The following is a 23,565-nucleotide window of genomic DNA, read 5'->3' as shown; positions in this document are numbered from 1 at the left end:
GCGGGCATCACACGGCCGTTGAGGCGCGTCAGCCCCGCCGCCAGTAGCAGCTCATATGCGGCACGATCACCGTGCCGCTCGGCCGATATTCCTGCACATAGGTGGCGTTGCACTCGCGCACCGCGTCGGGACCCGGATTGTAGCGCGGATAGACGCCGTCCGGAGCGTAATAGGGCGTGACGCGCAGCCGGGCGGGCGGCCGCCTGCGCGGCGGGGGAACGTCGTCTGGCGAGGCCGCCTGGGCCAGCCTGACGCCGGCGCCGGCCGTCTGGGCTTCAGCACCGACGCAAAATTGCGAAAACAACCCCATGCAAAGTAGAACCAGTATTGCTGTTCCTGCCCGCATCGCACCACCACCCACCTGAGCCATCCCCTTGAGGCGCCGTACGCTCCCCGTTTTCGCGCGCGGCGTCAACTCTTCGTAGCCTCCTATAAAGCCGGATGCATCGCCACGGAACCCGCGCTAAGAAAAGCCCATGTGGACGGAATTGAAAGCGCCCTCGCTGGCCGAGATGGAAGCGACGGCGCACGACATCTTCGAGCGCCTGCCGGCGGAATTTCGCGGCCTCTGTGAGGGCGTGATCCTCCGTGTCGACGACTTCCCAACCGAGGAAGTCATGGACGAGATGGAATGCGAGAGCGAGTTCGACCTGCTCGGCCTGTTCCAGGGCGTCGGCCTGCCCCAGCAGAGCCTGGGCGATGTGGCGCGGCTGCCCAACATGGTCTGGCTCTACCGCCGGCCGATCCTGGATTACTGGGCCGAGCACGACGAGAGCCTCGGCCACATCGTCCGCCACGTCCTGATCCACGAGATCGGACACCATTTCGGCCTCTCGGACGACGATATGGCGGCGATTGAGGCTCAGGCGGAGTAGGACGTCATCGGTTGCGGATGGTTGGCGCAGCGAGAAGCATCGTCAGTCGATAGTCGGACCAGCCCGCGAGAGACAGCGACACCTGCTGATAGTGCAGCAGTCCCATGGTCGGATGATCGAACGCACGCTCGCCGCCTTCGCGTGCCAGAACCCCCTGCGTCTCCCAGCAGCGTTCGAAGTCAGGGCTTCCAACTCTCAGTTCCTCGACGAGCCGGCGAATGTCCGGATCGTCGGAATAGGCTGTAACAGCGGCTCGGAATTCTGCGACGACGCGTTGCGCGCGTGAGGTCCAGTCGAGGATCAGTGTTCGCGCCTCGGGCCTGAGGAAGATGTAGCGCAGAAGATTTTTTTCGCCGTCAGCATCGAGCCATCCGGCAAACAACCGGGACGCTTTCGCATTCCAACGACGCGCGCCCCATGTGCGATCGAGAATGTAGGCCGGCCCATCGATCGCATCGACGCAGGCCAGCACCTCCTCAGGCGGATCATCCCTGTGGCCGAGACGCTCGGGATCGCGCTTGCCCCCAACTTCGAACAGGTAGCTGCGCTCCGCTCGTGACAGGCGCAATCCGCGTGCGAGGCGCGCAAGTGTCGAAGCCGAGACGGAGACATCGCGACCCTGCTCGATCCACGTGTACCAGGTGACGCTCAATCCGCAGAGCTGAGCGACCTCCTCGCGCCGGAGGCCGGGCGTGCGCCGCCGTGCTCCGGCGGCGAGGCCGAATTCTGCAGGAGACTGGCGCTCCCGGAGCGCCCGCAAAAACGCACTGAGCGAGAGAGCCGGAGCGATCGGGTCTGATCCTTTCATGGTGGTTTTTATACCAGCATAAAATGCATTCTTAAACGGGTATATAAGACCTGGTAGGTCTTTGTCGCGGCGGCAGCGCTGCGGAAAGGACGGGTGGCATGGGCAGGCAATTCGCAAAGATCGAACCCGAGCACAGGGCTTTCATCGAGCGGCAAAAAATCTTCTTCGTCGCCAGCGCCCCGCCGAAGGGGCGCATCAATGTGTCCCCCAAAGGCCTGTCGTCGTTCCGGGTATTGGGAGAGAGCGACGTCGCCTACCTCGATTGCACCGGCAGCGGCAGCGAGACCCGCGCGCACCTGATCGCATCTGATGACAAGCGGCTGACCATCATGTTTTGCGCCTTCGAAGGCAATCCGGTGATCCTGCGGCTCTATGGCCAGGGGCGATCACTGATGCGCGGGACGCCGGAGTACGCCGATCTCGCCCCTCGGTTCGAGGACATGGCGGGGGCGCGCCAGATCGTGCGCCTCTCGGTCGATCTCGTGCAGACATCGTGCGGTATGGGCGTGCCGCTGTTCGACTACCGGCAAGAGCGCGGCAGCCTCGTGCGCTACTGGACGGCGCAGGGCGTCAACAATCTGCGAAAATACTGGGGTCTGAAGAACATGAAGAGCATCGACGGCCTGCCGACCGGCTTTGCCCCTGACCGCATGGCTCCGTCAGGCTGATGACGAACCTCGATTTACGCCCCTTAGGCCTGCCGAATCCGGCCTAGGATTTGTGTGCCAACCGGGCTAAATAGCCTTCCCCTGACGTCAAACCGGGAAGCCTGAAATGGACAAGTTCACCACGCTGGAAGGCGTCGCGGCGCCGCTGAAGATCATCAATGTCGACACCGACATGATCATTCCGAAGCAGTACCTCAAGACCATCAAGCGCACCGGCCTTGGCAAGGGGCTCTTCTCCGAGCAGCGCTACAAGGACGACGGCAGCGAGAACCCGGATTTCGTCCTCAACCAGCCCGCCTATCGCAATTCGAAGGTGCTGGTCGCCGGCGACAATTTCGGATGCGGCTCGAGCCGCGAGCATGCGCCCTGGGCGCTGCTCGACTTCGGCATCCGCTGCGTGATCTCGACCTCGTTCGGCGACATCTTCTACAACAACTGCTTCAAGAACGGCATTCTGCCGATCCGCGTCTCGCAGGAAGACCTCGACAAGCTGTTCGACGACGCCGAGCGCGGCGCCAACGCGACGCTGACGATCGACCTGCCGAACCAGGAGATCCGCGGCCCCGACGGCGGCAAGGTCAAGTTCGAGATCGACCCGTTCCGCAAGCACTGCCTGATCAACGGCCTCGACGACATCGGCCTGACGATGGAGAAGAAGGCCTCGATCGACACCTACGAGGACAAGCTCAAGCGCGAACGCGCCTGGGCCTGAGATCGAGCTCCAGTTCGAGCCCCGGTGCGACGAGCGCCGGGGCTTTTTCTTTGCCCCGATTAACCCCTAAATTGACGCGCATGCTGCCCGACATCGTCACCTTCTGGCACGGCCCGATGGACGCACTGCGCCAGACCTGTCTGCGCTCGCAGCTAGCTGCCGGCCACAAGGTCACGGTCTACAGTTTCGACACCATTCCCGGCCTGCCCGCGGGCATCGGGAACGCGGACGCCGAGGCGATCCTGCCGCACGCGTTCTCCGAACGATTGCGACCGCCGCAGCCGGACGGAAGCTGGCGCGACTGGACCACGCTGCAGTTCAGCGACTTCTTCCGCATGAAGCTGATGGCGAAGAACCTCGGCCTCTGGCTCGATGCCGACGTGCTGCTCCTGAAACCCGTCGAGATCGACCCGGCAAAACCCTACTTCGCCTGGGAGCGGCCGCGCCAGCTCGGCAATTCCGTGATCTATCTGCCGGCGGAGCACGGCATCGTTGCCGCCTTCGAGGAGCTGATGGAGCAGGAGGAGCTGACGCCGAACTGGCTGTCGGTGCGCCATCGCATCACCTTCATGATGCGTCGCCTGCGCGGGGGCTCGAACCGTCTCTCGGACATTCGCGTCGCGATCTTCGGGCCGGCGGCGCTGACCGCGCTCGCGCGCCGCACCGGTGAACTACAGGCCGCACTGCCGAAGCAATCGTTCTACGCCGTGCATGCCGAGCCAAAACTGTTCTTCGATCCCTCGAGCTATCTCGGCCTCGTCACCGACCCCGAGATCATCGGCCTGCACATCTCGCCCAAGGGCCGCGGCGGCGAAAAGCCGATCCCGGGCAGCCTGTATGCGTGGGCGACGGAGCGGTTCGCGTAACGCTCGTGCCCCGGATGCAGCGCAGCGCTTTTTCAGCGGTGCGCTGCTGAGCTGGGGGCCAGAGATGCGGCACGATGGGTCCCGGCTCTGCGCAGCAGCGTTTCACGCTGCGGCGCGTCCGGGACACGAGCGCAGTTCCTTGACCCATTCTCAATTTGATCCAGCGCAACGCGCTCCTGCAGCATCTTGCCTAATCTCGCTCCAATTCCACGACCCAAACGGAGCTTCGCATGAGCACCGCAAGCAGGCCTTATCCCATCGTTCAGGACCTCATCGAGTCCTTTGCCGCCTGGCTGAAGCATCGCCGCGAGATGAACGAGATGCGGCAGCTTGATCGCGCCGATTTCGACCGGATCGCGCAAGATCTCAGGATCGCGCCTGACGATCTGGAAGAGCTGGTCCGCCACGGCAAGCATGCCGCCGACGAGTTGCCGAAGATGCTGGAACAGCTCGGCATCAGTGCCGAAGGGCTCGGCCGCGCGCAGCCGCTGCTGCTGCGCGACATGGAGCGGGTCTGCTCGCTCTGCAATCACAAGGGAGAGTGCGACCGCGATCTCGCTGAGGGCACCGCCGCGGAGAACTATCACGGCTATTGCGGCAACGCCGCGACGCTGGAATCGCTCGATCGGGCCGACGTCGCCCCGCGCTGACGCGATGTCTGGATCGAAAGATCAGATCGCGCCGTTTCGTGCGCAAGCGTCGCGCTGGGCAAATCCTTTCACGAGCTTTCTGCACGCACGATAGCGCTCTTCCATGCTCGCTCCGTCGGCATGCCCCGGAAGGCCAGGTTCAGCCGCGCTCTCTTTCTTGACTGCATGCGCTCGTGCAGCCTTATCGCGTTTGGTCGGAGGTTCGGTATCCTCGGGCACCGGCACAAGCTGCCAGACCGGACGAAGCTCGATAGTCGCGGTCTCCGACGGCTTCTCCTTATTGACGGACGACAGGGCAAGGACGTTCTTGTCCAGCTTGGCCGTGACGGGCGTTCCATTGATGGAGAATTTATCGTTCGCAATGTATTCGGCGAACGATTTGTATCCCGCCACATCCTTCGCCCACGATTGTTTCGTGGGCGGCCCCCAGAGATAGTATCCTCTGGCCAATCCCGTCGCGGAGACCTCCGTGATGATCAGCATGGCGTAGCGTCCTTTGCCATTGGTCCACCCACGCTTGTTGGACCACACGCCGACAAACCTGGAATTGGCGTTGAATGGATCGTTCTGATCGGACGAAATGGTGAAGCTCGGCAATTCGAGTTGCTGAGCTGCCGCGATGACAGAGATTTTTTTGGTGTCGTCGGGCGTAAATGGATTTCTTACGGCGCGCTTGGCATCAGCGTCCTGGCGTCCGTTCGCATCCGATTTCGGAGCAGCAGCCGAAGACGATAGCGCCGCGACCTCGTTGGCCTTGAGATCCTTGATTCGTTGGCGGGCTTCGACGGCGTGGTCGCTGCGGGGGTATCTGGCGAGGAATTCCTCAAAGAGAGCTGCCATCGTCGACGTCCGGACAGCCTGCCAGAATTTCTCGTCTTCCGCGGGAGCTGCGGGCGCCGGAGTTGATACAGCTGGTGCCTGAGCGGCGACGGCAGGGGCCTTGAGGTAAATCTCTTCCTTCGACAAGGAGCCATACACGAAAGGCTGCTGTTCGCGCCTGGTTGCCGCCATCACGTCGTCACGAACCCGGCGAAACAGAAACGATATCTCCAGGCCGGGTGTCTCGATGTGGCGAAGCAGCGACGTCGTGAAGGGGCTGTTCCGGCCGTCGCCGTCGCTTGCCGTGGTGCCGTCCCGGGCGGCATACGCGATCAGGACGTTGTCGGACGGCTCCGTCGGCGCGAGCCCGCGAGCCACCGCCCGGGTGCTCAACGCGCGCTTCATCTTCGCGGCAAAAGGGTTGTTGCGGCACGCGTCAAGTATCACGAGGCCCAGCTTCCGTGCCTTCGAGACCTGAAGGCTCACCGAACGCAGGCTGATCGCCTCGCTTTCGGCGTCGGTATCGCTGCGCAGCTCTGCGCTGACTGGAATCAGCCAATTCTCGCCGCCGACTTCCATGCCGTGCCCGGCGTAGAACACGACGGCGATGTCGGACATTTCGGCGGACCGGCCGAACTCGACGACGGCCTTCCTCATCTCTTGCGCGGTGGCGTTCTTGACTAGAGTGACCTTGAAATCCAGCCGCTCCAGCGCGCGGCCGATGTCGGCCGCATCGCGAGTCGGGTTCGGCAACTCGGGCACCTTCTCGTAGGCGCCATTGCCGATGACGAGCGCAACCCGCGCCTGCGCAAGGGCGGGCTGAGCGGACAAAAGCGACGTGACGAGAAAGACAGCTGCCCCAAAAAAACGCATCAATAGATTGCCCAGACCCACCAATGGCTTCGAGGGTAGCACCCCTGTTCACCACCGCAACGGGAAAAGCCGAGATCGTGGACTTTGGCGAAGCGGCCGTTGTCGGGACGAACCGGCGACGAGCTGCCGACGATGCCGGTTACAGCTCGGCATCGTCGCGGAAGGGCTGGCGCCCCAGGGGCAGACTCACGCGCTGCCGCAACAATCACTGGTCGATCACCACGTGTGGCACCTCGCCGAGTAGCAAAGGTCGTCAATAGTATGATGTATGCAGGGCCCCGTTTGCGCGGCGAGGATGCCGGCAAGGTTTCCGCAATTGTCCGTGCTTGATCTCGACGAACGGCTCTGTTTGGATGGTTGCCCTTCCGCAATTCGTATTTCGGATAATCATGGCAAACGAAATAGATGGTTACCGTCGTTCGTTGAGTGCTCGTTCACAGGAAAGCGCCATGACCGTCCACCGCACGGGCATCGGGAACCGGCTATTGGCGGCGTTGCCGCCGGCGGATCTCGGTTTGCTCACGCCCTACTTCCAGAAGGTCTCGTTCGAACCCGATGCCATCCTGGTGCGGTCGGGCGATGAACTCGACCCGGTTTATTTTCCCCATAGCGGCGCCATCGCCTTCATGCTCGATATGCCGGACGGGCAAACGGTCGCAACCACCTTGATGGGACGGGAAGGCGCCTTGGCCTCGTTCTCCGTGCTCGGCCCGTCGCTGTCATCCGTGACCGCGATTGCCCGCATCGCCGGCACAGCATCGCTGATTTCCGCCGCCAAGTTTCGCGCGGCCTTTGCGCAAAGCGCAGCCATCAGGAACGTCGTGCAAGTCCACGCCCGCGCGCTGTTGTTGCAGCTCCAGCACGTGGCCGCCTGCAACGCGCTGCACCGGGTGGATGGCCGCATGGCGCGCTGGCTCCTGCAGCTTCACGACCGCGTTCCCGATGACCGGCTTCCGGTGACGCACGAGGCGCTTGCGCAATTGCTTGGGGTGCGACGGACGACAGTGACCCTGACGATGAGCAAGCTACGCGATGCCGGCGCCGTCCCGTCCGACCGGCGCGGGTTCGTCGAGATCCATCGGGCGCGGCTCGAGGGTGTCGCATGCGATTGCTATGCGCTCATGCAGCGCAAGATCGATCAGATGTATTGCCAGGAATTGGCGGCGCCGCAGCCTGTCGATGCGCCGTCCCGCGGAAGCGCCATCGTCGCGGGTAGCGAATCCAGAGCTGCTTCACCGGCGGGAAAATAGACGATCGGGACTGACCGTCGCGATGACCGTTTGGGTCACAAGCGGCAATCCTCCTGACGTCGAGAAGATTTCCGCCTGGCGGGGACAAGCGGATATCGCTTCTTCGAGTTGACGCCTCAGCCCTTGCTCATCGCTGCGATCGCGTCCGCGATCTCGATCGTGCGCCGCGCCATGTCGGCGTGCAGACGCTCCACCATTGCGCCATCGAGCCGGATCGCGCCGCGCGAGACGTTCTCAGGCAGCTCGAACGCGGCAATGATCTTTCGCGCGCGCGCGACTTCCTCTTCGGGCGGCGTGAAGATCGCGTTGCAGGCCTCGATCTGCGACGGATGGATCAGCGTCTTGCCGTCGAAGCCGAGGTCGCGGCCCTGTGCGCATTCGGTGGCAAAACCGTCGGAATTGGCGATGTCACTGTAGGGGCCGTCGAGGATTTCGAGGCCATGGGCGCGCGTCGCCAGGATGCAGTGGGTGATCATCGGGATCATCGCCGCGCGGCCCGGCAGCATCTTGATGCGCGTCTCACGCGAGATGTCGTTCGGGCCGAACACGAAACCGGAGAGGCGCGTCTTGGGATCGCGGCCCGCGGCGGCCAGCTCCTCGGCATGCAGCACGGCGCGCGCGGTCTCGATCATCGCCCAGACCTTCACCGTCGGCGCGGCGCCGAGCTCGGCGAGGCGAGCGCCGATCGCCTGGAGATCCTCGATGCTTGAAACTTTTGGAACCAGAATGCCATCGGGCGAGGCCTTGGCGGCCATCGCGACGTCATCGGCCCACCAGGGCGTGTCGAGGCCGTTGGTCCGGATCAAAATCTCGCGCTTGCCGAACCCCTCGTCCGCGATCGCAGCGGCGATGCCGTCACGCGCCACCCCTTTGAGGTCGGGGGCGACGGAATCTTCCAGATCGAGGATCAGGCCGTCGGCGGCGAGATTTCGCGCCTTTTCCAGCGCGCGGGGGTTGGAGCCGGGCATGAACAGATGGCTGCGGCGCGGGCGGGTCATGCGAGCATTCCTTCCAGTTTCCTCAGGTGTATTCTGAAGCATGATCCCGGAAAAGTGTGCGGCGGTTTTCCGAAAGGACCATGCTCGAACAACAAGCCAAGCCGATAGCATCTGGCCTGCCTATTCGAAAGGCTTGTTCGCCCCTCTGGTCTATGGTTAGGCATAGGCCATGATCACATTCCCGAAGCATTTGCTGGAAGGCTACAAGGCCTTCGCCACCCAGCGGCTGCCGACCGAGCAGAGCCGCTATCGCGAGCTGTCGGTGAAGGGGCAGTTCCCGGAAGTGATGGTGATCGGCTGTTGCGACAGCCGCGTCTCGCCCGAGGTGATCTTCGACGTCGGCCCGGGCGAACTGTTCGTCGTCCGCAACATCGCCAATCTGGTGCCGGTGTATCAGCCCGACGGCAATGCGCACGGCGTCTCCGCGGCGCTGGAATATGCCGTGACGGTGCTGAAGGTGAAGCACATCGTCGTGCTCGGGCACGCGCAATGCGGCGGCATCCGCGCCTTCGTCGACAAGATCGAGCCGCTCACGCCGGGCGACTTCATCGGCAAATGGATGCAGATGTTCATCAAGCCGGGCGAAGTGGTCGAGCAGCGCGACCACGAGACCATGGCGCAGTTCGTCGAGCGCATCGAGAAGGCCGCGGTGTTCCGCAGCCTGGAAAACCTGATGACGTTTCCGTTCGTGCAGAAGGCGGTGGATTCGGGCCAGATGCAGACCCACGGCGCCTATTTCGGCGTCGCGGAGGGGTCGCTGTTCGTGCTGGATAAGGCCGCGAAGGAATTCAAGAACGCGCGATAACCGACAGGCGAGCAGCGGCGACCGATTCTCCCATGTCGTGCCCGCTCCGGTTGTGCTAATGTAGCCGGATATTGCAGAACGAAAATCGGGATTGAGATCCTGATATCGGCAAGCCGGTACGAATGCCAATGCGATATTTGGTGCTCTGGGCGTGTGCGGCGGCGGGACTCGGCTGCGATGCAGTCACGCCACCTGACACGTCGGCAATACAGGCCGCTTATCAGCGCGAAGCGTCAAGCGGCAGCCAACTGCACAGTGAGAACCTGCGGATCGTGGACGCCACGTGCAATCCCGCGAAGGACGATCGTTTCCTCTGCCAAGTGACCTTTTTCTCGACTGATGATGCCACTCAGCGACTCTATTTCGACGTTGTCGCTGCCGCTTGGAACGGCGAACGCTGGGAGCTCAAGAGCGGTCTGTGCCGCCGCTGATTTTTGCTGATCGGTATCCCGAGGCTTCAATCTCGCGGCGCTTCGGTACGAAAATCCGTCAAACCCACGAGCCTTGCGATGAGGTCGCACTCGACAACTTTCCGGCTTCTGGTGGCAACGCTCGTGGCCGCGCTGGGCGCGGCTGCGACCGTCTTTTCTACGCCAGACACGCGCGCGGATCGAAAACCGGCGCCAGCGAACGCGGCGATCCAGATTGCACAGGCGGCGCCGACCATCACCGGCCTATCACCGGAATCGGGACGCATCGGCACGCTGATCACGCTGCGAGGGAGCGGCTTCACGCTCGAAAACATGATTCATTTTCGCGGCGACGTCGATTCCTTCGATGTCGGCCCGATCCGGTCCGACGACGGCGCGACCCTCCAATTCGAGGTCAACACCTGCCCACCTTACCAGCCCCGTTGTCCCGCCCGCTATCTCACCCCAGGGCCCTATGGCGTCACCGTCAGCAATAGCAATGGCCGCAGCCAGGAGGTGAGGTTCGTCCTCACTGCGCGCGCCGGCTGATGCGCAATGATTGACAACAATAAACGTGTGGTTGTATTTATCTACACATTGATCGACTTCGGCTCAAAAGGTCGCGCTATTTCAAGCGACCGCGCCACTTGCAATTGATTTCATTCGACCTTCAAGGCCGCCCAGATACATTTCCGGAGGGAAAAATGACCCCGATCGGCAAGTCCGCTCTCGCATCATTCCTCACGGCGACATTGACCATCACGATGGTCTCCGCGGAGCCGGCGCAGCGCCCGCAATTGCCGCTTTCCTACGGCCACGTGCAGCAGTTGAAGAACAATCCGGAGGAAGCCAAACGTCTCGGCGCCAGCCTGCCGCCCGTTGCAGCCGAGCCCGGCCTGCCACCGGCCGCGCCGCTCAGGGCGCCGGCGGGAAGCGCGCCGGCCTCCTTCTCGCGCGAGCAGGCGCCCGAGGGAACATGGTCAAATCTGACCAACATCCCGCCGGGCGGTCCCTATAATTTCGGCAATCCGCTCCTGCTGACGGATGGCACCGTCATCATCCATCGCACCGATACGCCCGACTGGTACAAGCTCACTCCAAATGCAAGCGGCAGCTATATCGACGGCACCTGGACGAAGATCGCGTCGATGCAAGCCGGGTATGGGCCGAAATTCTTCGCCTCCGCCGTCCTGCCCGATGGACGCGTGATCGCCGAAGGCGGCGAATACAACATGGGAGGCGCAGCGGATTGGGGTCTCGGCGGCTCGATCTACGATCCAATGGCTGGTCCTCTCGGCACGTGGACGCCCGTGCAACCTCCCGCAGGCTGGGCCACCATCGGGGATGCCCAATCCACCGTGCTGGCAAATGGCAAGTTCATGCTGGCCAGTTGCTGCGATACGCCTTCACGCGCCGCCATCTTCAATCCCGCCAACCTGACCTGGACCACGACTGGCGCGAACAAGGCCGACCGCTACGACGAGGAAAGCTGGTCCCTGCTCCCCGACGGTACCGTTCTCACGATCGATGCCTATACGACACAGATTGGCGGGGTATCTTGTGGTCTCGGCACCGAGCGATACGATCCCTCGACAGGAAAATGGTCTTCCGCAGGCAACATTCCCAAGCAGCTTTCCGACTGCAACAATGCCAATACCGAAGGTGGCAGCAGCCCCTCCTTTGAGATCGGCCCGCAAGTGCTGATGTACAATGGAAAGGTCATCGCGTTTGGCGGCACCACCGCGAACGTGGCGCATACCGCGCTCTATGACACCACGAAGAACCCGCCGAACGCCTGGTCAGCGGGGCCCGACCTGCCCTCGACCTGCACGCTGACGCAAGACGACGGCACCGTGAAGCCGAACATGCCCTGCACGATGGCTGACGCCCCGGCGACCCTGCTGCCCAATGGCAAAGTGCTCCTGGTCGCCAGCGCCGGAAAGTTTCACACCCCGGCCAGCTTCTTCGAATACGACCCCGCGACCAACGCTTTTACCGGCATCCAGGGGACGTCGGACGCAAACGGCATCACATCGTTCTACGTCAACTTCGTCACGCTTCCGACCGGTCAGATCCTGGCGGTCGAGACCTACACGTCGACAATCCAGATCTTCACGCCGAGCGGCACCTACCAGTCAGCGTGGCAACCGGTCATCGATAAAGCGCCGCCCTGCGTCCAGCTCAGACAGAACTATGTCGTGAGCGGCAAGCAACTCAACGGACTGTCGCAAGGCGCGAATTATGGCGACGACCAACAAGCCGCGACCAACTATCCCTTGGTCAGGATCGTGAACAACAACTCCGGCCACGTTTTCTATGCGCGCACGTCCGGCCATAGCACCATGACGGTGATGCCGAACGCTCCCGGCTCGACAGACTTCAATGTTCCGGCAAATACCGAGACCGGCCCAAGCAAGCTCTACGTCGTGGCGAATGGCATCCCGTCCCCGGGCAAGGACGTCACGGTGTCTTCAGGGGCGTGCCCGGTCCCTGTCGCGGGAGCAGCACAGGGCAGACGCAGCAGCAATTGACGGAGGCCGCGACGATGTCGGGCCTCCAACCAAACGTCGTCCGGTTGCGTTGGTGCCGGCTGCTTGCGGCAGCCGCCACCTTGATCTCTGCGATGCCGGCAGCCCAAGCCGACCCACTGGCGGAGCCGGCCGTATTCGCCAGCTCCAATGGGCTGCTCGACCTTTTGATGATCGCCAGGCCGAAGCCGGTGTCGGCCATTCAGTTCGTTCCGCGCAACAGCGGCGCTGCGATTAATCCGGTGGCGTGGATCTACGAGGTCTGCAAGCGACCGCCGTCCGGCAATCAGTGTCCCGCAGATTCGACGACCGCCGCCGATTATGGCGGCGTGCGCCTCAAGCTGAAGGCGGGCGATACTCTGAAGATCCGGCTCGTCAACCGGCTGCCGGCGCTGGACAAGGCCAAGGTGAAGCACGCCACCGAACCCGGCATGTCCAATCTTCCGCGCAATCCGACCAATCTGCACACGCACGGCCTGATCGTTCCGCCGCGTACGCCCACGATGCAGGATCCGACATTCGGAGATTACGTCTTCCTGGAGCTCTACAATCCTGCCAACGGCACACCAGAGCCCACCCCCACACCGACGGCACATGGTCATGGCGAGATCAAACTGGATTTCGTCGACTACCGTATCGATATCCCGGCGGATCATCCATCGGGTCTGTTCTGGTTTCATCCGCATATCCACGGCTTGTCGCTCAACCAGGTCTCGGCAGGCATGGCGGGCATCATTACGATCGGCGACGTCGGAGATTACATCGAGGCTCCGCCATCGACCGTCCGTCACCTGATCCTGAGGGATATGCAGGTGCTGGCCGCGGGAACGCTGCAATATGATAGTGGCCCCGTGACGGTTACGGATGGCGAAGTCCAGAATCAGCAGATCGCGGATTTCTGCGAGCAGCGCGACACCGGCGGGCCGAATGCGCGGCTCGGCTTCTGCGAGGGAGAACCCGACGAGCATGGTACCGGCAACAGTTTCATTGGCTCGCGCTGGTATTTCACGGTCAATGGTCAGGTTTTCCCGACGATCCGCGTCGCATCGTCGGCCGGCGAAATCTGGCGGCTGACCAATGCGTCGGCGCAGTTCACATATTTGCTCAACCTTGCCGACGACCATAGCGGCAAGTCGATCGCCATGCAGTTGCTCGCCGTCGACGGCGTCAGCATTACCGTGCCGCCTGGAACTCCGGCCAATACCGTAATGAAGATCGCGGCCAACAGATTCACGATCGTCAATTGTCCAACTGGCGCCAATGCAGGCTCGGTTTGCGTCAAGGATTTGACGATGATGCCGAGTTCGCGGGCGGAGATTTGGGTCAGCTATCGAAATGCGAACGGAGAAGTCGTTGCGCCGCCTGCCGGTGCAACCGCAACTCTCAAGCAAGGCGTCGTCAACCTGGGACCCGCAGGCGAGGCCTGGCCCTCGTTCAAGCTCGCCAGGATCGAATTCGGCAATCCGGCCAGCGACAAGAATACGCTCACGGTCAAGGCGACGGAGATGCCGACGGCCCGCGCCATGGTACGACCCGCGGCCATGGCACAAGCCGCCGCTCCCGCGACATCTCGATGTCCGCCACTGGCCAGCGGCCACCGCCGCAGAATTTTCTTCGGCATGGTCGACCCTACTGATGAAAACAGCCAGTTCGGCCTCGGATATGAGGAAGTCGATCAGAACGGCGCAGTGGTTGCCGGCACGCAAAAGAACGTCGCGGCGTTCGATTCCAACAACGACGCGGTCTGCTTGCCGCTCGGGCCCGGCTCGTCACCCGTCCACGAGACCTGGGAATTGGTGAACCTCGCGACCGAGGTGCACAATTTCCACATGCACCAGACCAAGTTCAGAGTCCTTGAGGCATCCGGACTCGCGGGGACTTCGGCTCCGCCAGCAGCTACGGGCGCAGCGGTGATCCTGGAAGACAATGTACCGCTTCCATTCGCATCATCGAGCATCCCTCAGGTCATCGAGGAGCAGCAGAATGGCTATTGCACGATCGCGCAATGGCGCGACGGCACCTGCGTGGCACCGCGTATCGTGCTCGATATTCCGTTTTCGCAGCCTGGCACCTTCGTCTTCCACTGCCATATCCTCGAGCATGAGGACAATGGCATGATGGCGAGGATCAGTGTCGTCGGCCCGTAAGGCCGCTTACGCCGCTTTCTTCTTCGCGCTGATCAGCTTGCGGTTGATCAGGACTTCCGCGATCTGGATGGCGTTGAGCGCCGCGCCCTTGCGCAGATTGTCGGACACGCACCACAGCACGAGGCCGTTCTCCACCGTCGCGTCCTCGCGGATGCGGCTGATATAGGTGGCGTCCTCGCCGGCGGCTTCATACGGCGTGGCGTAGCCACCGGGCTCCTGCTTGTCGATGACGAGGCAGCCCGGCGCCTTGCGCAGGATGTCGCGTGCCTCGTCCGCCGTGATCGGATTCTCGAACTCGATGTTGACGGCCTCGGAGTGGCCGACGAACACCGGCACGCGCACGCAGGTCGCGGAGAGCTTGATCTTGGGATCAAGGATCTTCTTGGTCTCCGCCATCATCTTCCACTCTTCCTTGGTGTAGCCGTCCTCCATGAAGACGTCGATGTGGGGGATGACGTTGAAGGCGATGCGCTTGGGGAATTTCTTCGCGATCAGCTCGTCATTGGTGTAGACGGCCTTGGTCTGCGAGAACAATTCGTCCATCGCATCCTTGCCGGCGCCCGAGACCGATTGATAGGTCGAGACCACGACGCGCTTGATCGTCGCCTTGTCGTGCAGCGGCTTCAGCGCGACCACGAGTTGCGCGGTCGAGCAGTTCGGATTGGCGATGATGTTCTTCTTCTTGAAGCCGGCCGTCGCGTCCGCGTTCACCTCGGGCACGATCAGCGGCACGTCCGGATCCATGCGCCAGGCGGACGAGTTGTCGATCACGACCGTGCCGGCGGCGCCGATCTTCGGCGACCATTCCTTCGACACCGAGCCGCCGGCCGACATCAGGCAGATATCGACATCGGAGAAGTCGTAGTGCTCGAGCGCTTTGACCTTCAGGGTGCGGTCGCCATAGGAGACCTCGACGCCGACGCTGCGGCGTGACGCCAGGGCCACGACCTCGTCCGCGGGGAATTTGCGCTCATCGAGGATGTTGAGCATTTCCCGTCCGACATTGCCGGTCGCGCCGACGACTGCGACTTTGTAACCCATCGTTCACTCTCCGATGAAAAAGCCCGTTCCTGAAGCTGACGCTTAAACAGGAAGAGCAGCGCTTCTATGCGAGAACCGGCCTCAAGACAACGTTGGACCATGCCTGAAGGCCATGGATGCAGTCGCCAGAGGCCAGGACGGCCGCAACCCCTACCCAGATCCATCTGGCGCTCGCAGCCTTCGCCGACGAAGTCGTCGGCACGCTGGCGCGCCTGTTCGCCTATGTGGGGGCGCTGGTCCTGTTTGCCATCCTCGCCCTCGCGGCGTTCGACCTGCTGCCCAGCCTGCGTGACGATGAGCCCGCTTCGAGGCCGGGGTGGAGCGTGGCCGACCGCTCGCAACCGGCCTTCGCCCTCAGCCGGCTCGATTCATCAGAAAAAACAGCCTCTTACGTCATTCTCAGGCATCCCGAAGGCGGCCGCAGGGACGTGATGCGCTGGACCGGCGAGGCGGACAAGCCCGTGGCGGAGCTCGAGATCTACCGCGAAGGCGGCGAATTCGACGTGACCCGCCCGGCGACAGCGGACCTGGCGGTCCACATGGGCCTGGGGGAGGCAACGACGCTCGAGCAGGCCGGCCTGATCGACACGAAATTCGGTCCCGTCGCCCTGTTCCGGCCCACCGGCACGGCGGAGGCCGCGCGGGCGTGCCTCGGCTACCTCAAGCGCAGCGAGGAGCCGGCGCTCCAGATCTCCGGCTTCTCCTGCCAGGGCGACACCCTGCCCGCCCGGCGCGCGGCGATCGCCTGCACGCTGAACCGGCTGACGCTCCTGACCTCGGGCAACGAGCCGAAGCTGGCGGAATTGTTCGCTCATGCGGAGCTGAAGCGCCGCTCCTGCGCGCCCCAGGGTTCGTCGGACTGGCTGCTGGGCGCGGCGAATGCGCAATTGCGCGGGGCGCTCTAACCGGCATCAAGCTCAAGTGGCTGGTATTGATGCAACTTTTGCCAGCGCGCACGATTATTCCGGTCTGGTGTGACCCAATAGACCTAGTTGCGGCCACCCTTGCCGGGCTAGTATGGGGATGAAATCGATTGGCGGCTTGCCGCCTGAAGGGGACGTGATGAGCTCGAATTTCTCTGCCGCGAACAAACTGGCGATGTGGCTTGCGGCCGGCGCCGTGATTGCCATGTCCTCAGCCTTCGCGACACCGGCTTCGGCCGACACCAAGAAGCAGCGTTATGACAACAGCCGTCCCTATAACGGCCCGAGCGGTCCCAACGCGGTCTATCAGCAGGGCCGCACCCGCCTTTATGTGAGCAAGCGCTCCTGGCTCGACGGCGGCACCGAGGTCAATCCGGGCGACCGCAAGTTCTCCGACTACGCTTTCCCGCCGGCGATCGGCTATCCGACCTTCGCGCGCGAAAACCTCAACCGCCCGATCGATCGCCAGCCGCTGAGCACGCCGGCCGACGTCGGCGGCTACCCACGGAATTTCCCGCTGTACTGAGCGGAATGATCGACCGAATCAAAATGGCCGGGCTCGTGTCCGGCCGTTTTTGTTTGTGAGAGATACGTCCGCTTTACGCGTTGGCCGCCGGGTCGTAGCGCCTGCAAAATTCTTCGATCGCCTCGGAGCGGAAATCGCCCAGGCGCTCGAAGATCTGCTCGTTCGGCCAATCCCACCAGGCAATGCGGCGCAGGCTTGCGGCGACCGAATCGTCAAAGCGCTTGCGGATGGCACGCGCGGGAACGCCGCCGACGATCGTGTAGGGCTCGACATCGCGGCTGACGACCGCGCCCGCGGCAATCACCGCGCCGTCGCCGACGCTCACGCCCGGCAGCAGGATCGCGGCGTGGCCGATCCAGACATCATTGCCGACGATGACGCGATCTCCGCGACGATCCGCAAAGAAGTCGCGGTCACGCGTCGCACTCGCCTCGTAATATTCCGGGACATAGGTGAAGCGATGCTGGGACGGACGGCCCATCGGATGATTGGGCGCGCCGATCCGCACCGAATTGGCGATCGCCGTGAATTTTCCGATCACCGCGTCGGCGACCTCGCAGTTCTCGCCGAGATAGGAATAGTCGCCGAGCGAAGCATATTCGATGCGGGTGTTGGCGAGGATTTCGCAGCGGCGCCCGATCTGCGCTTCGCGCTGACGCACCGTTTCATGGATGATGGTTTCCGCGAGCTTGGGGCGGGGCGAGGCATCCATGAGGTGGCTTCCTTGAGGTCGTCAGCAGCGCGTAGCCCGGATGGAGCGAAGCGCAATCCGGGAAGGTCTGTCTGCAGGCGAGAACCCGGATTTCGCTTCGCTCCATCCGGGCTACGACTCCTGCGCTTACGCGTGCAGCTTCTGCAATTCCTTCAGGATCGCTTCGCCCATCTGCGTGGTCGAGGCGGCCGTGGTGCCCTCCGACTTGATGTCGGCGGTGCGCAGGCCGCTGGCGAGCACGGCGGCGATCGCGGCATCGACCTTGTCGGCGAGATCGCCCATGTCGAAGGAATAGCGCAGCGCCATGCCGAAGGACGAGATCATCGCGATGGGATTGGCGAGGCCTTGGCCTGCGATGTCAGGCGCCGAGCCGTGCACGGGCTCGTACAGCGCCTTGCGCTTCTTGCTCTTCACATCGACTTCGCCGAGCGAAGCCGAGGGCAGCATGCCGAGCGACCCCGTCAGCATTGCCGCGATGTCGGAGAGCATGTCGCCGAACAGATTGTCGGTGACGATGACGTCGAACTGCTTCGGCGCCTTCACCAGCATCATGCCGCCGGAATCGGCGAGCTGGTGCTCGAGCGTGACGTCAGGATATTCGCGCTTGTGGACCGCCGTCATGACCTCGTTCCAGAGCACGCCCGACTTCATGACGTTGCGCTTCTCCATCGACGTCACCTTGTTCTTGCGCTTCCTGGCAAGCTCGAAGGCGACGCGGCCGATACGCTCGATCTCATAGGTGTCGTAGACCTGGGTATCGACGGCACGCTTCTGGCCGTTGCCGAGATCGGTGATGGTCTTGGGCTCGCCGAAATAGACGCCGCCGGTGAGCTCGCGCACGATGACGATGTCGAGGCCCTCGACCGCCTCGCGCTTCAGGCTCGAGGCATCGGCCAGCGCCGGATAGCACACCGCGGGGCGGAGGTTGGCGAACAGGCCGAGATCCTTGCGCAGGCGCAGCAGGCCGGCTTCGGGGCGGACCTCATAGGGCACCGCGTCCCACTTGGGACCGCCGACCGCACCGAAGATGATCGCGTCGGCATCCTTGGCCTTGGCCATGTCGCCCTCGGAGATCGACTCCTTGTGCGCGTCATAGGCGGAGCCGCCGACGAGGCCGGTATCGGTCTCGAATTTGGCGATCCCTGCCGAATTGAGCCAGTCGATCAGCCGCTTCACCTCGCCCATCACCTCGGGGCCGATACCGTCGCCGGGGAGCAGCAGCAATTTGTGGGTCGCCATGGTCGTTTCCTCTGAGATCGAATTCGGCCGGAGTGCTAGAGCGGCGTTGCGCGCTTGGCAAGACACCATTGCCGCCTCGCGGCTGTGCAAGACCCGCGGGGCCTGCCACAGTGCGGGACGCCGGAGTATCCCTTGCGCGCACCTGATCGTCCCCCGCCCGACGCACATCCCGCGCGGCTGATCCTGACCCTGTCGCTGGCGGCGACGGTCGGGCTCGGCATCGGCCGCTTTGCCTATGCGCTGGTGCTGCCCGATATGCGGGAGGACCTCGGCTGGTCCTACTCGGCGGCCGGTTTCATGAACACCATCAATGCCGTCGGCTACCTCGTGGGGGCGCTTGTCGCGTCCCGGCTGATCCAGCGCGTCGGCTGGTCGGCGGCGATCCGCGGCGGAACCCTCGCCTGCGTCGCCGCGCTCGCCACCTGCGCGCTATCAGGAAATTTCGTTGCGCTGAGCCTCGCACGCCTCGTGCTGGGCTTAGGGGCCGCGGCCGGCTTCGTCGCCGGCGGTGCGCTGGCCGCGGCTATCGCGCAGTCGCGCCCGGAACGGGCCAATTTCCTGCTCAGTCTGTTCTATGCCGGGCCCGGAATCGGGATTCTCGCCTCCGGGCTGATCGCCCCGTTCACGCTGCAATATTTCGGGCCGGGCTCGTGGTGGCTGGTGTGGTGGGCGCTGACGCTGCTGTCCGTCGTGATGACCGTGCCGCTGTTCCTGATCCGCATCGAGAGCGGGGTGCGTTTCTCGGAAGGCAGCCACGCCGCCTTCGCGATTCTGCCCGTGCTGATCTATCTCGCCGGCTACTTCCTGTTTGGCGCCGGCTACATCGCCTACATGACCTTCATGATCGCGTATGTGCGCGACGGCGGCGGCGGGGCCGCGGCGCAGGCCGCGTTCTGGAGCCTGATCGGCCTCAGCGCCTTCGTCACGCCCTGGGTCTGGCGCGGGGTGCTGGCGCTCGACCGCGGCGGTCTTGCCACCGCCATCATCCTCGGCACCAACGCGTTAGGTGCGGCCTTGCCGATGCTGGGGCATTCGCCGGCGTGGCTTGCGGTCTCGGCCGTGGTGTTCGGCGTCGCCTTCTTTGCCGTGGTCGGCTCGACCACGGCCTTCGTCCGCTTCAACTACCCGCCGGAGGCGTGGCCGACCGCGATCGCGGCGATGACGATCTCGTTCGGCGTCGGCCAGACGCTCGGCCCGATCGTCGTCGGCGCGATCACGGATGCGCTGGGGAGCCTGAGTTACGCGCTGAATGTGTCGGCGGCACTGCTGGCGCTGGGGGCGGTGGCAGCGTTGTGTCAGCGGAAGGTAGGGCCGGTCAAAGAACCGGTGCCGTAGGGTGGACAAAGGCGCAAAGCGACGTGCCCACCATGATCGCTGCCGTGGATGCATTGGTGGGCACGCTTCGCTTTGCCCACCCTACGGCAGCGGGGCTGGCGTCAGCTCCCGCTGAACGAATTGTAGCCCTGGTCCTCCCAGTAGCCGCCCTTGTAGTCGTTGGTGACTTCCATCGAGACGACATATTTCGGGTTCTTGAATCCGAGTTTCGTCGGCACGCGGATCTTCATCGGGAAACCGTAGGCGCGCGGAAGGATTTCGTTCGCGTATTTGAACGTCATCTGGGTCTGCGGATGCAGCGCGCTGCGCATGTCCAAGGGCGAGTTGTAACCGTCCTTGTCGGCGCACTGGAACCAGACGTATTTCGCGCGCGTATCGGCGCCGATCAGCTTGAGGAAATCGCGGAGCGGCGTGCCGGTCCAGCTTCCGATCGCGCTCCAGCCCTCGACGCAGATATGGCGGGTGATCTGCGTGACCTGCGGCAGCTTGTAGAGCTCGTCCAGGGTCCAGGACTTCTTGTTGTCGACGAGACCACGCACCTCGAGCTTCCAGTCGGCGCCGTCGACATCGGGTGCATCGTCGAGATCGTAATAGGCATTGAACGGAAACGGTTTCGTGATCGCGCTCTCGGGGAAAGTCGGCGCCAGCGCGTCGGGATTGAAGATGAAGGCCTGCACGGAGTCGTTGAATTTCGAAACTTGCTTCAGCATGTCCTCGGCCGAGGACGAGTCGATCACGTCGCAGCCGGTGAGCAGCGTCAGCGCGCCGAGGCTGGCGCCGCCCGCAATGAAGCGGCGGCGGCTGACGTCGGGCATCGTCTTGATGGAGTCCTTGATCAGCAGCCGCTTGTCGACGCCGGGGATCAGGAATGAGCGCTTGGCCATAACGGGTCTCCTAATCAGCGGCCAATGATCATCGCGCGCAGGCTCTTCGGCACCAGCAGCGCGAGCAGGACATGAATGACGAGGAAGGCGCAGATCGCGGCCATGCAGAAGAAGTGCACGTAGCGCGCGGTCGGATAGTCGCCGAACAGCATCACGAGCCAATGCAGTTGTACCGGCTTCCACATCGACAGGCCCGACAGCACGATCAGCACGCCGACTACGATGATGCCGGCGTAGAGTGCGCGCTGCACGTAATTGTAGACGGTGAGATCGTCGTGGCCGAGCTTGAAGGTCAGCGCAGCCCTGACGTCGTGGAGCACGCCGGATGGCGTGATCGGCAGCAGTTTTTTGCGGAAGCGGCCGGTGGCGAAGCCGGTGACGAGATAGGCGAGGCCGTTGATCATCAAGAGCCACATCGCCGCGAAGTGCCAGAGCAAGCCGCCGCCGAGCCAGCCGCCAAGCGTGTATTCGCGCGGAAAACTGAAGCCGAACAGCGGTGAGGCGTTGTAGATCTGCCAGCCCGACAGGATCATCAGGATCATGGCGACCGCGTTGGTCCAGTGCATGACACGGACCCAGGCCGGCTGGATCACTTTGGCGGGGGTGGCGCTGACCTGCTCGTCGCTGACTGTGAGGCTCGACATGATGGTTCCGTCCTGAAGGTCGTCTGACACCGAATATACGCCGATACTTCCGCTTTCGTTACGCCCCCGCACGACGGCGAATCGAGTCTGCGGGCGACCGTAGTCACAATAAAGCGAGCCGGGTGGCCCCGGCTCGCCGTTACGTCGCACCCTGTCGGGGATGAAACAGGAGGGCGCGGTGTTACGTCGCCGGCATCAGCACGGTATCGACCACATGGATCACGCCGTTCGACTGGTTGACGTTGGAGATCGTCACCATCGAGGTGCCCCCCTTGGCATCGACGATCCAGACCTTGCCGTCCTGCTTCTTCACGGTCAGCTCCTCGCCTTCGGCGGTCTTCATCTTCTTGCCGTCGGTGAGGTCGGAGGCCTCGAGCTTGCCGGGCACGACATGGTAGGTGAGGATCTTGGTCAGGGTCGCCTTGTTCTCGGGCTTGACCAGATTGTCGACGGTGCCGGCCGGCAGCTTGCCGAAGGCCGCGTTGGTGGGCGCGAACACCGTGAACGGACCCTTGCCTTCCAGCGTCGGCACCAGGCCGGCGGCCTTCACCGCCGCCACTAGCGTGGTGTGATCCTTGGAGTTGACGGCGTTCTGGACGATGTTCTTGGACGGGAACATCGCGGCGCCGCCGACCATGACGGTCTTCTCCTCGGCGCGGACAGGCGCGACGACGGTCGCGGTGATGGCCAGGGCGCTGAAGGCGGCGGCAGCGAGATAGGCAATACGCTTCGACATGGAGAGTCTCCCGATTGAATTGTGACCGGCAATGGCCGGCGTTTGCGTTGGGGCAACAACGGCACCTGCGACCTTTTGGCGTGAAGCAGCAGTGCCGTCGTTGGTCCCAACTACGGGAGGGTTTGCGAAGTGGTTTCGGGAAATAATTTATCGTGATGCGTGAAACTAAGCGCGGGGACGTTCGTGTGTGAGCGAGCGCCGAGCGGACGGTGCCGTAGGGTGGGCAAAGGCGCGAAGCGTCGTGCCCACCATCTCTCTCCATTTGGTTTTGGTGGGCACGCTTCGCTTTGCCCACCCTACGGCAGTGTGCCCGTTGCGGCAGTGTGCTCGTCTCAATCCCTGTTGTTCGGCGTCTGAATGAATCCGCGATTGTGCGTCGGGCTGATCAGCAGCTCGTTGATGCAGACGCGCGGCGGCATTGACGCGATGAACGCGATGGTGCGCCCCAGATCCTCCGATTGCAGCATCTTGGCCTGCTCCGCCTCGCTCGGCACCACCGGGCGCAGCTTCAGGATCGGGGTCGCCACCTCGCCCGGCATCAGGCAGCAGGCGCGCAGGCCATTGACGCATTCGTCCATGTTGAAGGAATGGGTCAGCGCCAGCACAGCGTGCTTGGTGGTGGTGTAGGCTGGGCCCGGCATCTTCGAGACGTGGCGGCCGGCCCAGGACGAGACGTTGATGATCGAGCCGTCCTGTTGCTTGCGCATCGTCGGCAGCACCGCGCGCATGCAATACAGCACGCCGTTGAGATTGACCTGGACGAGCTGGTCCCAGCCCTCCAGTTCCATGTCCTTCCAGCTTCGCTTGGGGACATTGATGCCGGCATTGTTCACGAGCAGGTCGATCCGGCCGTGCTTCGCGACGATGTGGTCGGCCGCCTTCTGGGCCTCAGTGGCGTCGGACACATCCAGCGCAATGGCCTCCGCCGCCCCGCCTGCCCCAGCAATCTTGGCAACCACGGTATCCAGGGCGTCCTTGCGGCGGCCCGAGACCACCACCGTCCAACCGTCGGCCGCGAGCGCCTCGGCGCCGGCCTCCCCGATCCCGCTGCCGCCGCCCGTCACCCAGGCCACGCGTTTCCCGTTTTTGGTCATGCAAACTGTCTCCGTTGCTTCA

Annotated in this window: 25 protein-coding genes; 14 read left to right on the top strand and 11 right to left on the bottom strand. The window is 63.4% G+C overall.

Annotated elements, in window-relative coordinates:
* Positions 1-28: 28 nt before the first annotated feature.
* Complete coding sequence (locus OWC48_RS35415; RefSeq protein WP_014490658.1) at positions 29-310, bottom strand: hypothetical protein; 282 nt, start codon at positions 308-310, stop codon at positions 29-31.
* 166 nt (positions 311-476) lie between these two features.
* Between OWC48_RS35415 and OWC48_RS35410 the strand changes: the two genes are divergently transcribed.
* Entirely contained in the window at positions 477-875 is a 399-nt protein-coding gene (locus OWC48_RS35410) for a metallopeptidase family protein (protein ID WP_071908668.1), read from the top strand.
* Between the two features lie 4 nt (positions 876-879).
* Here OWC48_RS35410 and OWC48_RS35405 read toward each other — a convergent pair whose 3' ends face one another.
* On the bottom strand, positions 880-1,683 hold the full coding sequence (locus OWC48_RS35405; RefSeq protein ID WP_282524226.1) for a helix-turn-helix transcriptional regulator: 804 nt from the start codon (positions 1,681-1,683) through the stop codon (positions 880-882).
* Between the two features lie 98 nt (positions 1,684-1,781).
* On the opposite strand from OWC48_RS35405, the gene OWC48_RS35400 reads away from it, so the two are divergent.
* The 4 genes from OWC48_RS35400 (at position 1,782) to OWC48_RS35385 (ending at position 4,579) form a co-directional block, all read left to right on the top strand.
* On the top strand, positions 1,782-2,351 hold the full coding sequence (locus OWC48_RS35400; protein WP_282524150.1) for a pyridoxamine 5'-phosphate oxidase family protein: 570 nt from the start codon (positions 1,782-1,784) through the stop codon (positions 2,349-2,351).
* 106 nt (positions 2,352-2,457) lie between these two features.
* On the top strand, positions 2,458-3,063 hold the full coding sequence (leuD, locus tag OWC48_RS35395) for a 3-isopropylmalate dehydratase small subunit (protein ID WP_028174900.1): 606 nt from the start codon (positions 2,458-2,460) through the stop codon (positions 3,061-3,063).
* A gap of 80 nt (positions 3,064-3,143) precedes the next feature.
* On the top strand, positions 3,144-3,929 hold the full coding sequence (locus tag OWC48_RS35390; protein ID WP_282524225.1) for a hypothetical protein: 786 nt from the start codon (positions 3,144-3,146) through the stop codon (positions 3,927-3,929).
* Positions 3,930-4,159: 230 nt separating this feature from the next.
* On the top strand, positions 4,160-4,579 hold the full coding sequence (locus tag OWC48_RS35385) for a hypothetical protein (RefSeq protein ID WP_282524149.1): 420 nt from the start codon (positions 4,160-4,162) through the stop codon (positions 4,577-4,579).
* Positions 4,580-4,600: 21 nt separating this feature from the next.
* On the opposite strand, the gene OWC48_RS35380 is transcribed toward OWC48_RS35385, so the two are convergent.
* Positions 4,601-6,292, bottom strand: coding sequence for a caspase family protein (locus tag OWC48_RS35380; RefSeq protein WP_282524148.1), 1,692 nt, complete (start codon positions 6,290-6,292; stop codon positions 4,601-4,603).
* Positions 6,293-6,720: 428 nt separating this feature from the next.
* Here OWC48_RS35380 and OWC48_RS35375 point away from each other — a divergent pair, with 428 nt between their 5' ends.
* Positions 6,721-7,521: a Crp/Fnr family transcriptional regulator gene (locus tag OWC48_RS35375; RefSeq protein ID WP_282524147.1), complete on the top strand. Its 801-nt coding sequence runs from the start codon at positions 6,721-6,723 to the stop codon at positions 7,519-7,521.
* A gap of 116 nt (positions 7,522-7,637) precedes the next feature.
* Here OWC48_RS35375 and OWC48_RS35370 read toward each other — a convergent pair whose 3' ends face one another.
* On the bottom strand, positions 7,638-8,519 hold the full coding sequence (locus tag OWC48_RS35370; protein WP_282524146.1) for a CoA ester lyase: 882 nt from the start codon (positions 8,517-8,519) through the stop codon (positions 7,638-7,640).
* Between the two features lie 169 nt (positions 8,520-8,688).
* Here OWC48_RS35370 and OWC48_RS35365 point away from each other — a divergent pair, with 169 nt between their 5' ends.
* The 5 genes from OWC48_RS35365 (at position 8,689) to OWC48_RS35345 (ending at position 14,409) form a co-directional block, all read left to right on the top strand.
* Positions 8,689-9,324: a carbonic anhydrase gene (locus OWC48_RS35365; RefSeq protein ID WP_282524145.1), complete on the top strand. Its 636-nt coding sequence runs from the start codon at positions 8,689-8,691 to the stop codon at positions 9,322-9,324.
* A gap of 128 nt (positions 9,325-9,452) precedes the next feature.
* The gene (locus OWC48_RS35360) at positions 9,453-9,755 is read left to right on the top strand and encodes a hypothetical protein (RefSeq protein WP_282524144.1); all 303 of its coding nucleotides are present in this window, start codon (positions 9,453-9,455) and stop codon (positions 9,753-9,755) included.
* A gap of 123 nt (positions 9,756-9,878) precedes the next feature.
* Complete coding sequence (locus tag OWC48_RS35355) at positions 9,879-10,283, top strand: IPT/TIG domain-containing protein (RefSeq protein WP_282524143.1); 405 nt, start codon at positions 9,879-9,881, stop codon at positions 10,281-10,283.
* Between the two features lie 155 nt (positions 10,284-10,438).
* Positions 10,439-12,265, top strand: a complete 1,827-nt coding sequence (locus OWC48_RS35350; protein ID WP_282524142.1) for a hypothetical protein — start codon at positions 10,439-10,441, stop codon at positions 12,263-12,265.
* A gap of 14 nt (positions 12,266-12,279) precedes the next feature.
* Complete coding sequence (locus OWC48_RS35345) at positions 12,280-14,409, top strand: multicopper oxidase family protein (protein ID WP_282524141.1); 2,130 nt, start codon at positions 12,280-12,282, stop codon at positions 14,407-14,409.
* A gap of 6 nt (positions 14,410-14,415) precedes the next feature.
* Here the strand turns inward: OWC48_RS35345 and OWC48_RS35340 are convergent, their stop codons facing one another.
* Positions 14,416-15,450, bottom strand: a complete 1,035-nt coding sequence (locus OWC48_RS35340; protein WP_282524140.1) for an aspartate-semialdehyde dehydrogenase — start codon at positions 15,448-15,450, stop codon at positions 14,416-14,418.
* Between the two features lie 116 nt (positions 15,451-15,566).
* Here OWC48_RS35340 and OWC48_RS35335 point away from each other — a divergent pair, with 116 nt between their 5' ends.
* Complete coding sequence (locus OWC48_RS35335) at positions 15,567-16,355, top strand: hypothetical protein (protein ID WP_282524139.1); 789 nt, start codon at positions 15,567-15,569, stop codon at positions 16,353-16,355.
* A gap of 157 nt (positions 16,356-16,512) precedes the next feature.
* Positions 16,513-16,899: a hypothetical protein gene (locus OWC48_RS35330; RefSeq protein ID WP_282524138.1), complete on the top strand. Its 387-nt coding sequence runs from the start codon at positions 16,513-16,515 to the stop codon at positions 16,897-16,899.
* Positions 16,900-16,972: 73 nt separating this feature from the next.
* Here the strand turns inward: OWC48_RS35330 and OWC48_RS35325 are convergent, their stop codons facing one another.
* Entirely contained in the window at positions 16,973-17,611 is a 639-nt protein-coding gene (locus tag OWC48_RS35325) for a DapH/DapD/GlmU-related protein (protein WP_282524137.1), read from the bottom strand.
* Between the two features lie 126 nt (positions 17,612-17,737).
* Positions 17,738-18,850 (bottom strand): 3-isopropylmalate dehydrogenase, encoded by a 1,113-nt coding sequence (leuB, locus tag OWC48_RS35320; RefSeq protein WP_282524136.1) that lies wholly within the window; start codon positions 18,848-18,850, stop codon positions 17,738-17,740.
* A gap of 132 nt (positions 18,851-18,982) precedes the next feature.
* Here leuB and OWC48_RS35315 point away from each other — a divergent pair, with 132 nt between their 5' ends.
* Positions 18,983-20,185, top strand: coding sequence for a YbfB/YjiJ family MFS transporter (locus OWC48_RS35315; RefSeq protein WP_282524135.1), 1,203 nt, complete (start codon positions 18,983-18,985; stop codon positions 20,183-20,185).
* Between the two features lie 101 nt (positions 20,186-20,286).
* On the opposite strand, the gene OWC48_RS35310 is transcribed toward OWC48_RS35315, so the two are convergent.
* The 4 genes from OWC48_RS35310 to OWC48_RS35295 form a co-directional block, all read right to left on the bottom strand.
* Entirely contained in the window at positions 20,287-21,069 is a 783-nt protein-coding gene (locus OWC48_RS35310) for a molybdopterin-dependent oxidoreductase (protein WP_282524134.1), read from the bottom strand.
* 14 nt (positions 21,070-21,083) lie between these two features.
* On the bottom strand, positions 21,084-21,713 hold the full coding sequence (locus OWC48_RS35305; protein WP_282524133.1) for a cytochrome b/b6 domain-containing protein: 630 nt from the start codon (positions 21,711-21,713) through the stop codon (positions 21,084-21,086).
* A 181-nt stretch (positions 21,714-21,894) separates the two neighbouring features.
* Entirely contained in the window at positions 21,895-22,449 is a 555-nt protein-coding gene (locus tag OWC48_RS35300; RefSeq protein WP_282524132.1) for a fasciclin domain-containing protein, read from the bottom strand.
* Between the two features lie 332 nt (positions 22,450-22,781).
* The gene (locus OWC48_RS35295; protein WP_282524131.1) at positions 22,782-23,543 is read right to left on the bottom strand and encodes an SDR family oxidoreductase; all 762 of its coding nucleotides are present in this window, start codon (positions 23,541-23,543) and stop codon (positions 22,782-22,784) included.
* Positions 23,544-23,565: the final 22 nt, after the last annotated feature.

The sequence above is a fragment of the Bradyrhizobium sp. Arg816 genome, from assembly GCF_029989365.1.
Classification (GTDB): Bacteria; Pseudomonadota; Alphaproteobacteria; order Rhizobiales; family Xanthobacteraceae; genus Bradyrhizobium.
Note: the sequence above shows the minus strand (reverse complement) of the source record. Positions and strands in the feature narration are given on the sequence as shown.

Bases quoted from the DNA above. Each gene is read 5' to 3' on its own strand.
- OWC48_RS35415 (WP_014490658.1), bottom strand. From the start codon at position 310: ATGGGGTTGTTTTCGCAATTTTGCGTCGGTGCTGAAGCCCAGACGGCC.
- OWC48_RS35410 (WP_071908668.1), top strand. From the start codon at position 477: ATGTGGACGGAATTGAAAGCGCCCTCGCTGGCCGAGATGGAAGCGACG.
- OWC48_RS35405 (WP_282524226.1), bottom strand. From the start codon at position 1,683: ATGAAAGGATCAGACCCGATCGCTCCGGCTCTCTCGCTCAGTGCGTTT.
- OWC48_RS35400 (WP_282524150.1), top strand. From the start codon at position 1,782: ATGGGCAGGCAATTCGCAAAGATCGAACCCGAGCACAGGGCTTTCATC.
- leuD (WP_028174900.1), top strand. From the start codon at position 2,458: ATGGACAAGTTCACCACGCTGGAAGGCGTCGCGGCGCCGCTGAAGATC.
- OWC48_RS35390 (WP_282524225.1), top strand. From the start codon at position 3,144: ATGCTGCCCGACATCGTCACCTTCTGGCACGGCCCGATGGACGCACTG.
- OWC48_RS35385 (WP_282524149.1), top strand. From the start codon at position 4,160: ATGAGCACCGCAAGCAGGCCTTATCCCATCGTTCAGGACCTCATCGAG.
- OWC48_RS35375 (WP_282524147.1), top strand. From the start codon at position 6,721: ATGACCGTCCACCGCACGGGCATCGGGAACCGGCTATTGGCGGCGTTG.
- OWC48_RS35370 (WP_282524146.1), bottom strand. From the start codon at position 8,519: ATGACCCGCCCGCGCCGCAGCCATCTGTTCATGCCCGGCTCCAACCCC.
- OWC48_RS35365 (WP_282524145.1), top strand. From the start codon at position 8,689: ATGATCACATTCCCGAAGCATTTGCTGGAAGGCTACAAGGCCTTCGCC.
- OWC48_RS35360 (WP_282524144.1), top strand. From the start codon at position 9,453: ATGCGATATTTGGTGCTCTGGGCGTGTGCGGCGGCGGGACTCGGCTGC.
- OWC48_RS35350 (WP_282524142.1), top strand. From the start codon at position 10,439: ATGACCCCGATCGGCAAGTCCGCTCTCGCATCATTCCTCACGGCGACA.
- OWC48_RS35345 (WP_282524141.1), top strand. From the start codon at position 12,280: ATGTCGGGCCTCCAACCAAACGTCGTCCGGTTGCGTTGGTGCCGGCTG.
- OWC48_RS35340 (WP_282524140.1), bottom strand. From the start codon at position 15,450: ATGGGTTACAAAGTCGCAGTCGTCGGCGCGACCGGCAATGTCGGACGG.
- OWC48_RS35335 (WP_282524139.1), top strand. From the start codon at position 15,567: ATGCAGTCGCCAGAGGCCAGGACGGCCGCAACCCCTACCCAGATCCAT.
- OWC48_RS35330 (WP_282524138.1), top strand. From the start codon at position 16,513: ATGAGCTCGAATTTCTCTGCCGCGAACAAACTGGCGATGTGGCTTGCG.
- OWC48_RS35325 (WP_282524137.1), bottom strand. From the start codon at position 17,611: ATGGATGCCTCGCCCCGCCCCAAGCTCGCGGAAACCATCATCCATGAA.
- leuB (WP_282524136.1), bottom strand. From the start codon at position 18,850: ATGGCGACCCACAAATTGCTGCTGCTCCCCGGCGACGGTATCGGCCCC.
- OWC48_RS35310 (WP_282524134.1), bottom strand. From the start codon at position 21,069: ATGGCCAAGCGCTCATTCCTGATCCCCGGCGTCGACAAGCGGCTGCTG.
- OWC48_RS35305 (WP_282524133.1), bottom strand. From the start codon at position 21,713: ATGTCGAGCCTCACAGTCAGCGACGAGCAGGTCAGCGCCACCCCCGCC.
- OWC48_RS35300 (WP_282524132.1), bottom strand. From the start codon at position 22,449: ATGTCGAAGCGTATTGCCTATCTCGCTGCCGCCGCCTTCAGCGCCCTG.
- OWC48_RS35295 (WP_282524131.1), bottom strand. From the start codon at position 23,543: ATGACCAAAAACGGGAAACGCGTGGCCTGGGTGACGGGCGGCGGCAGC.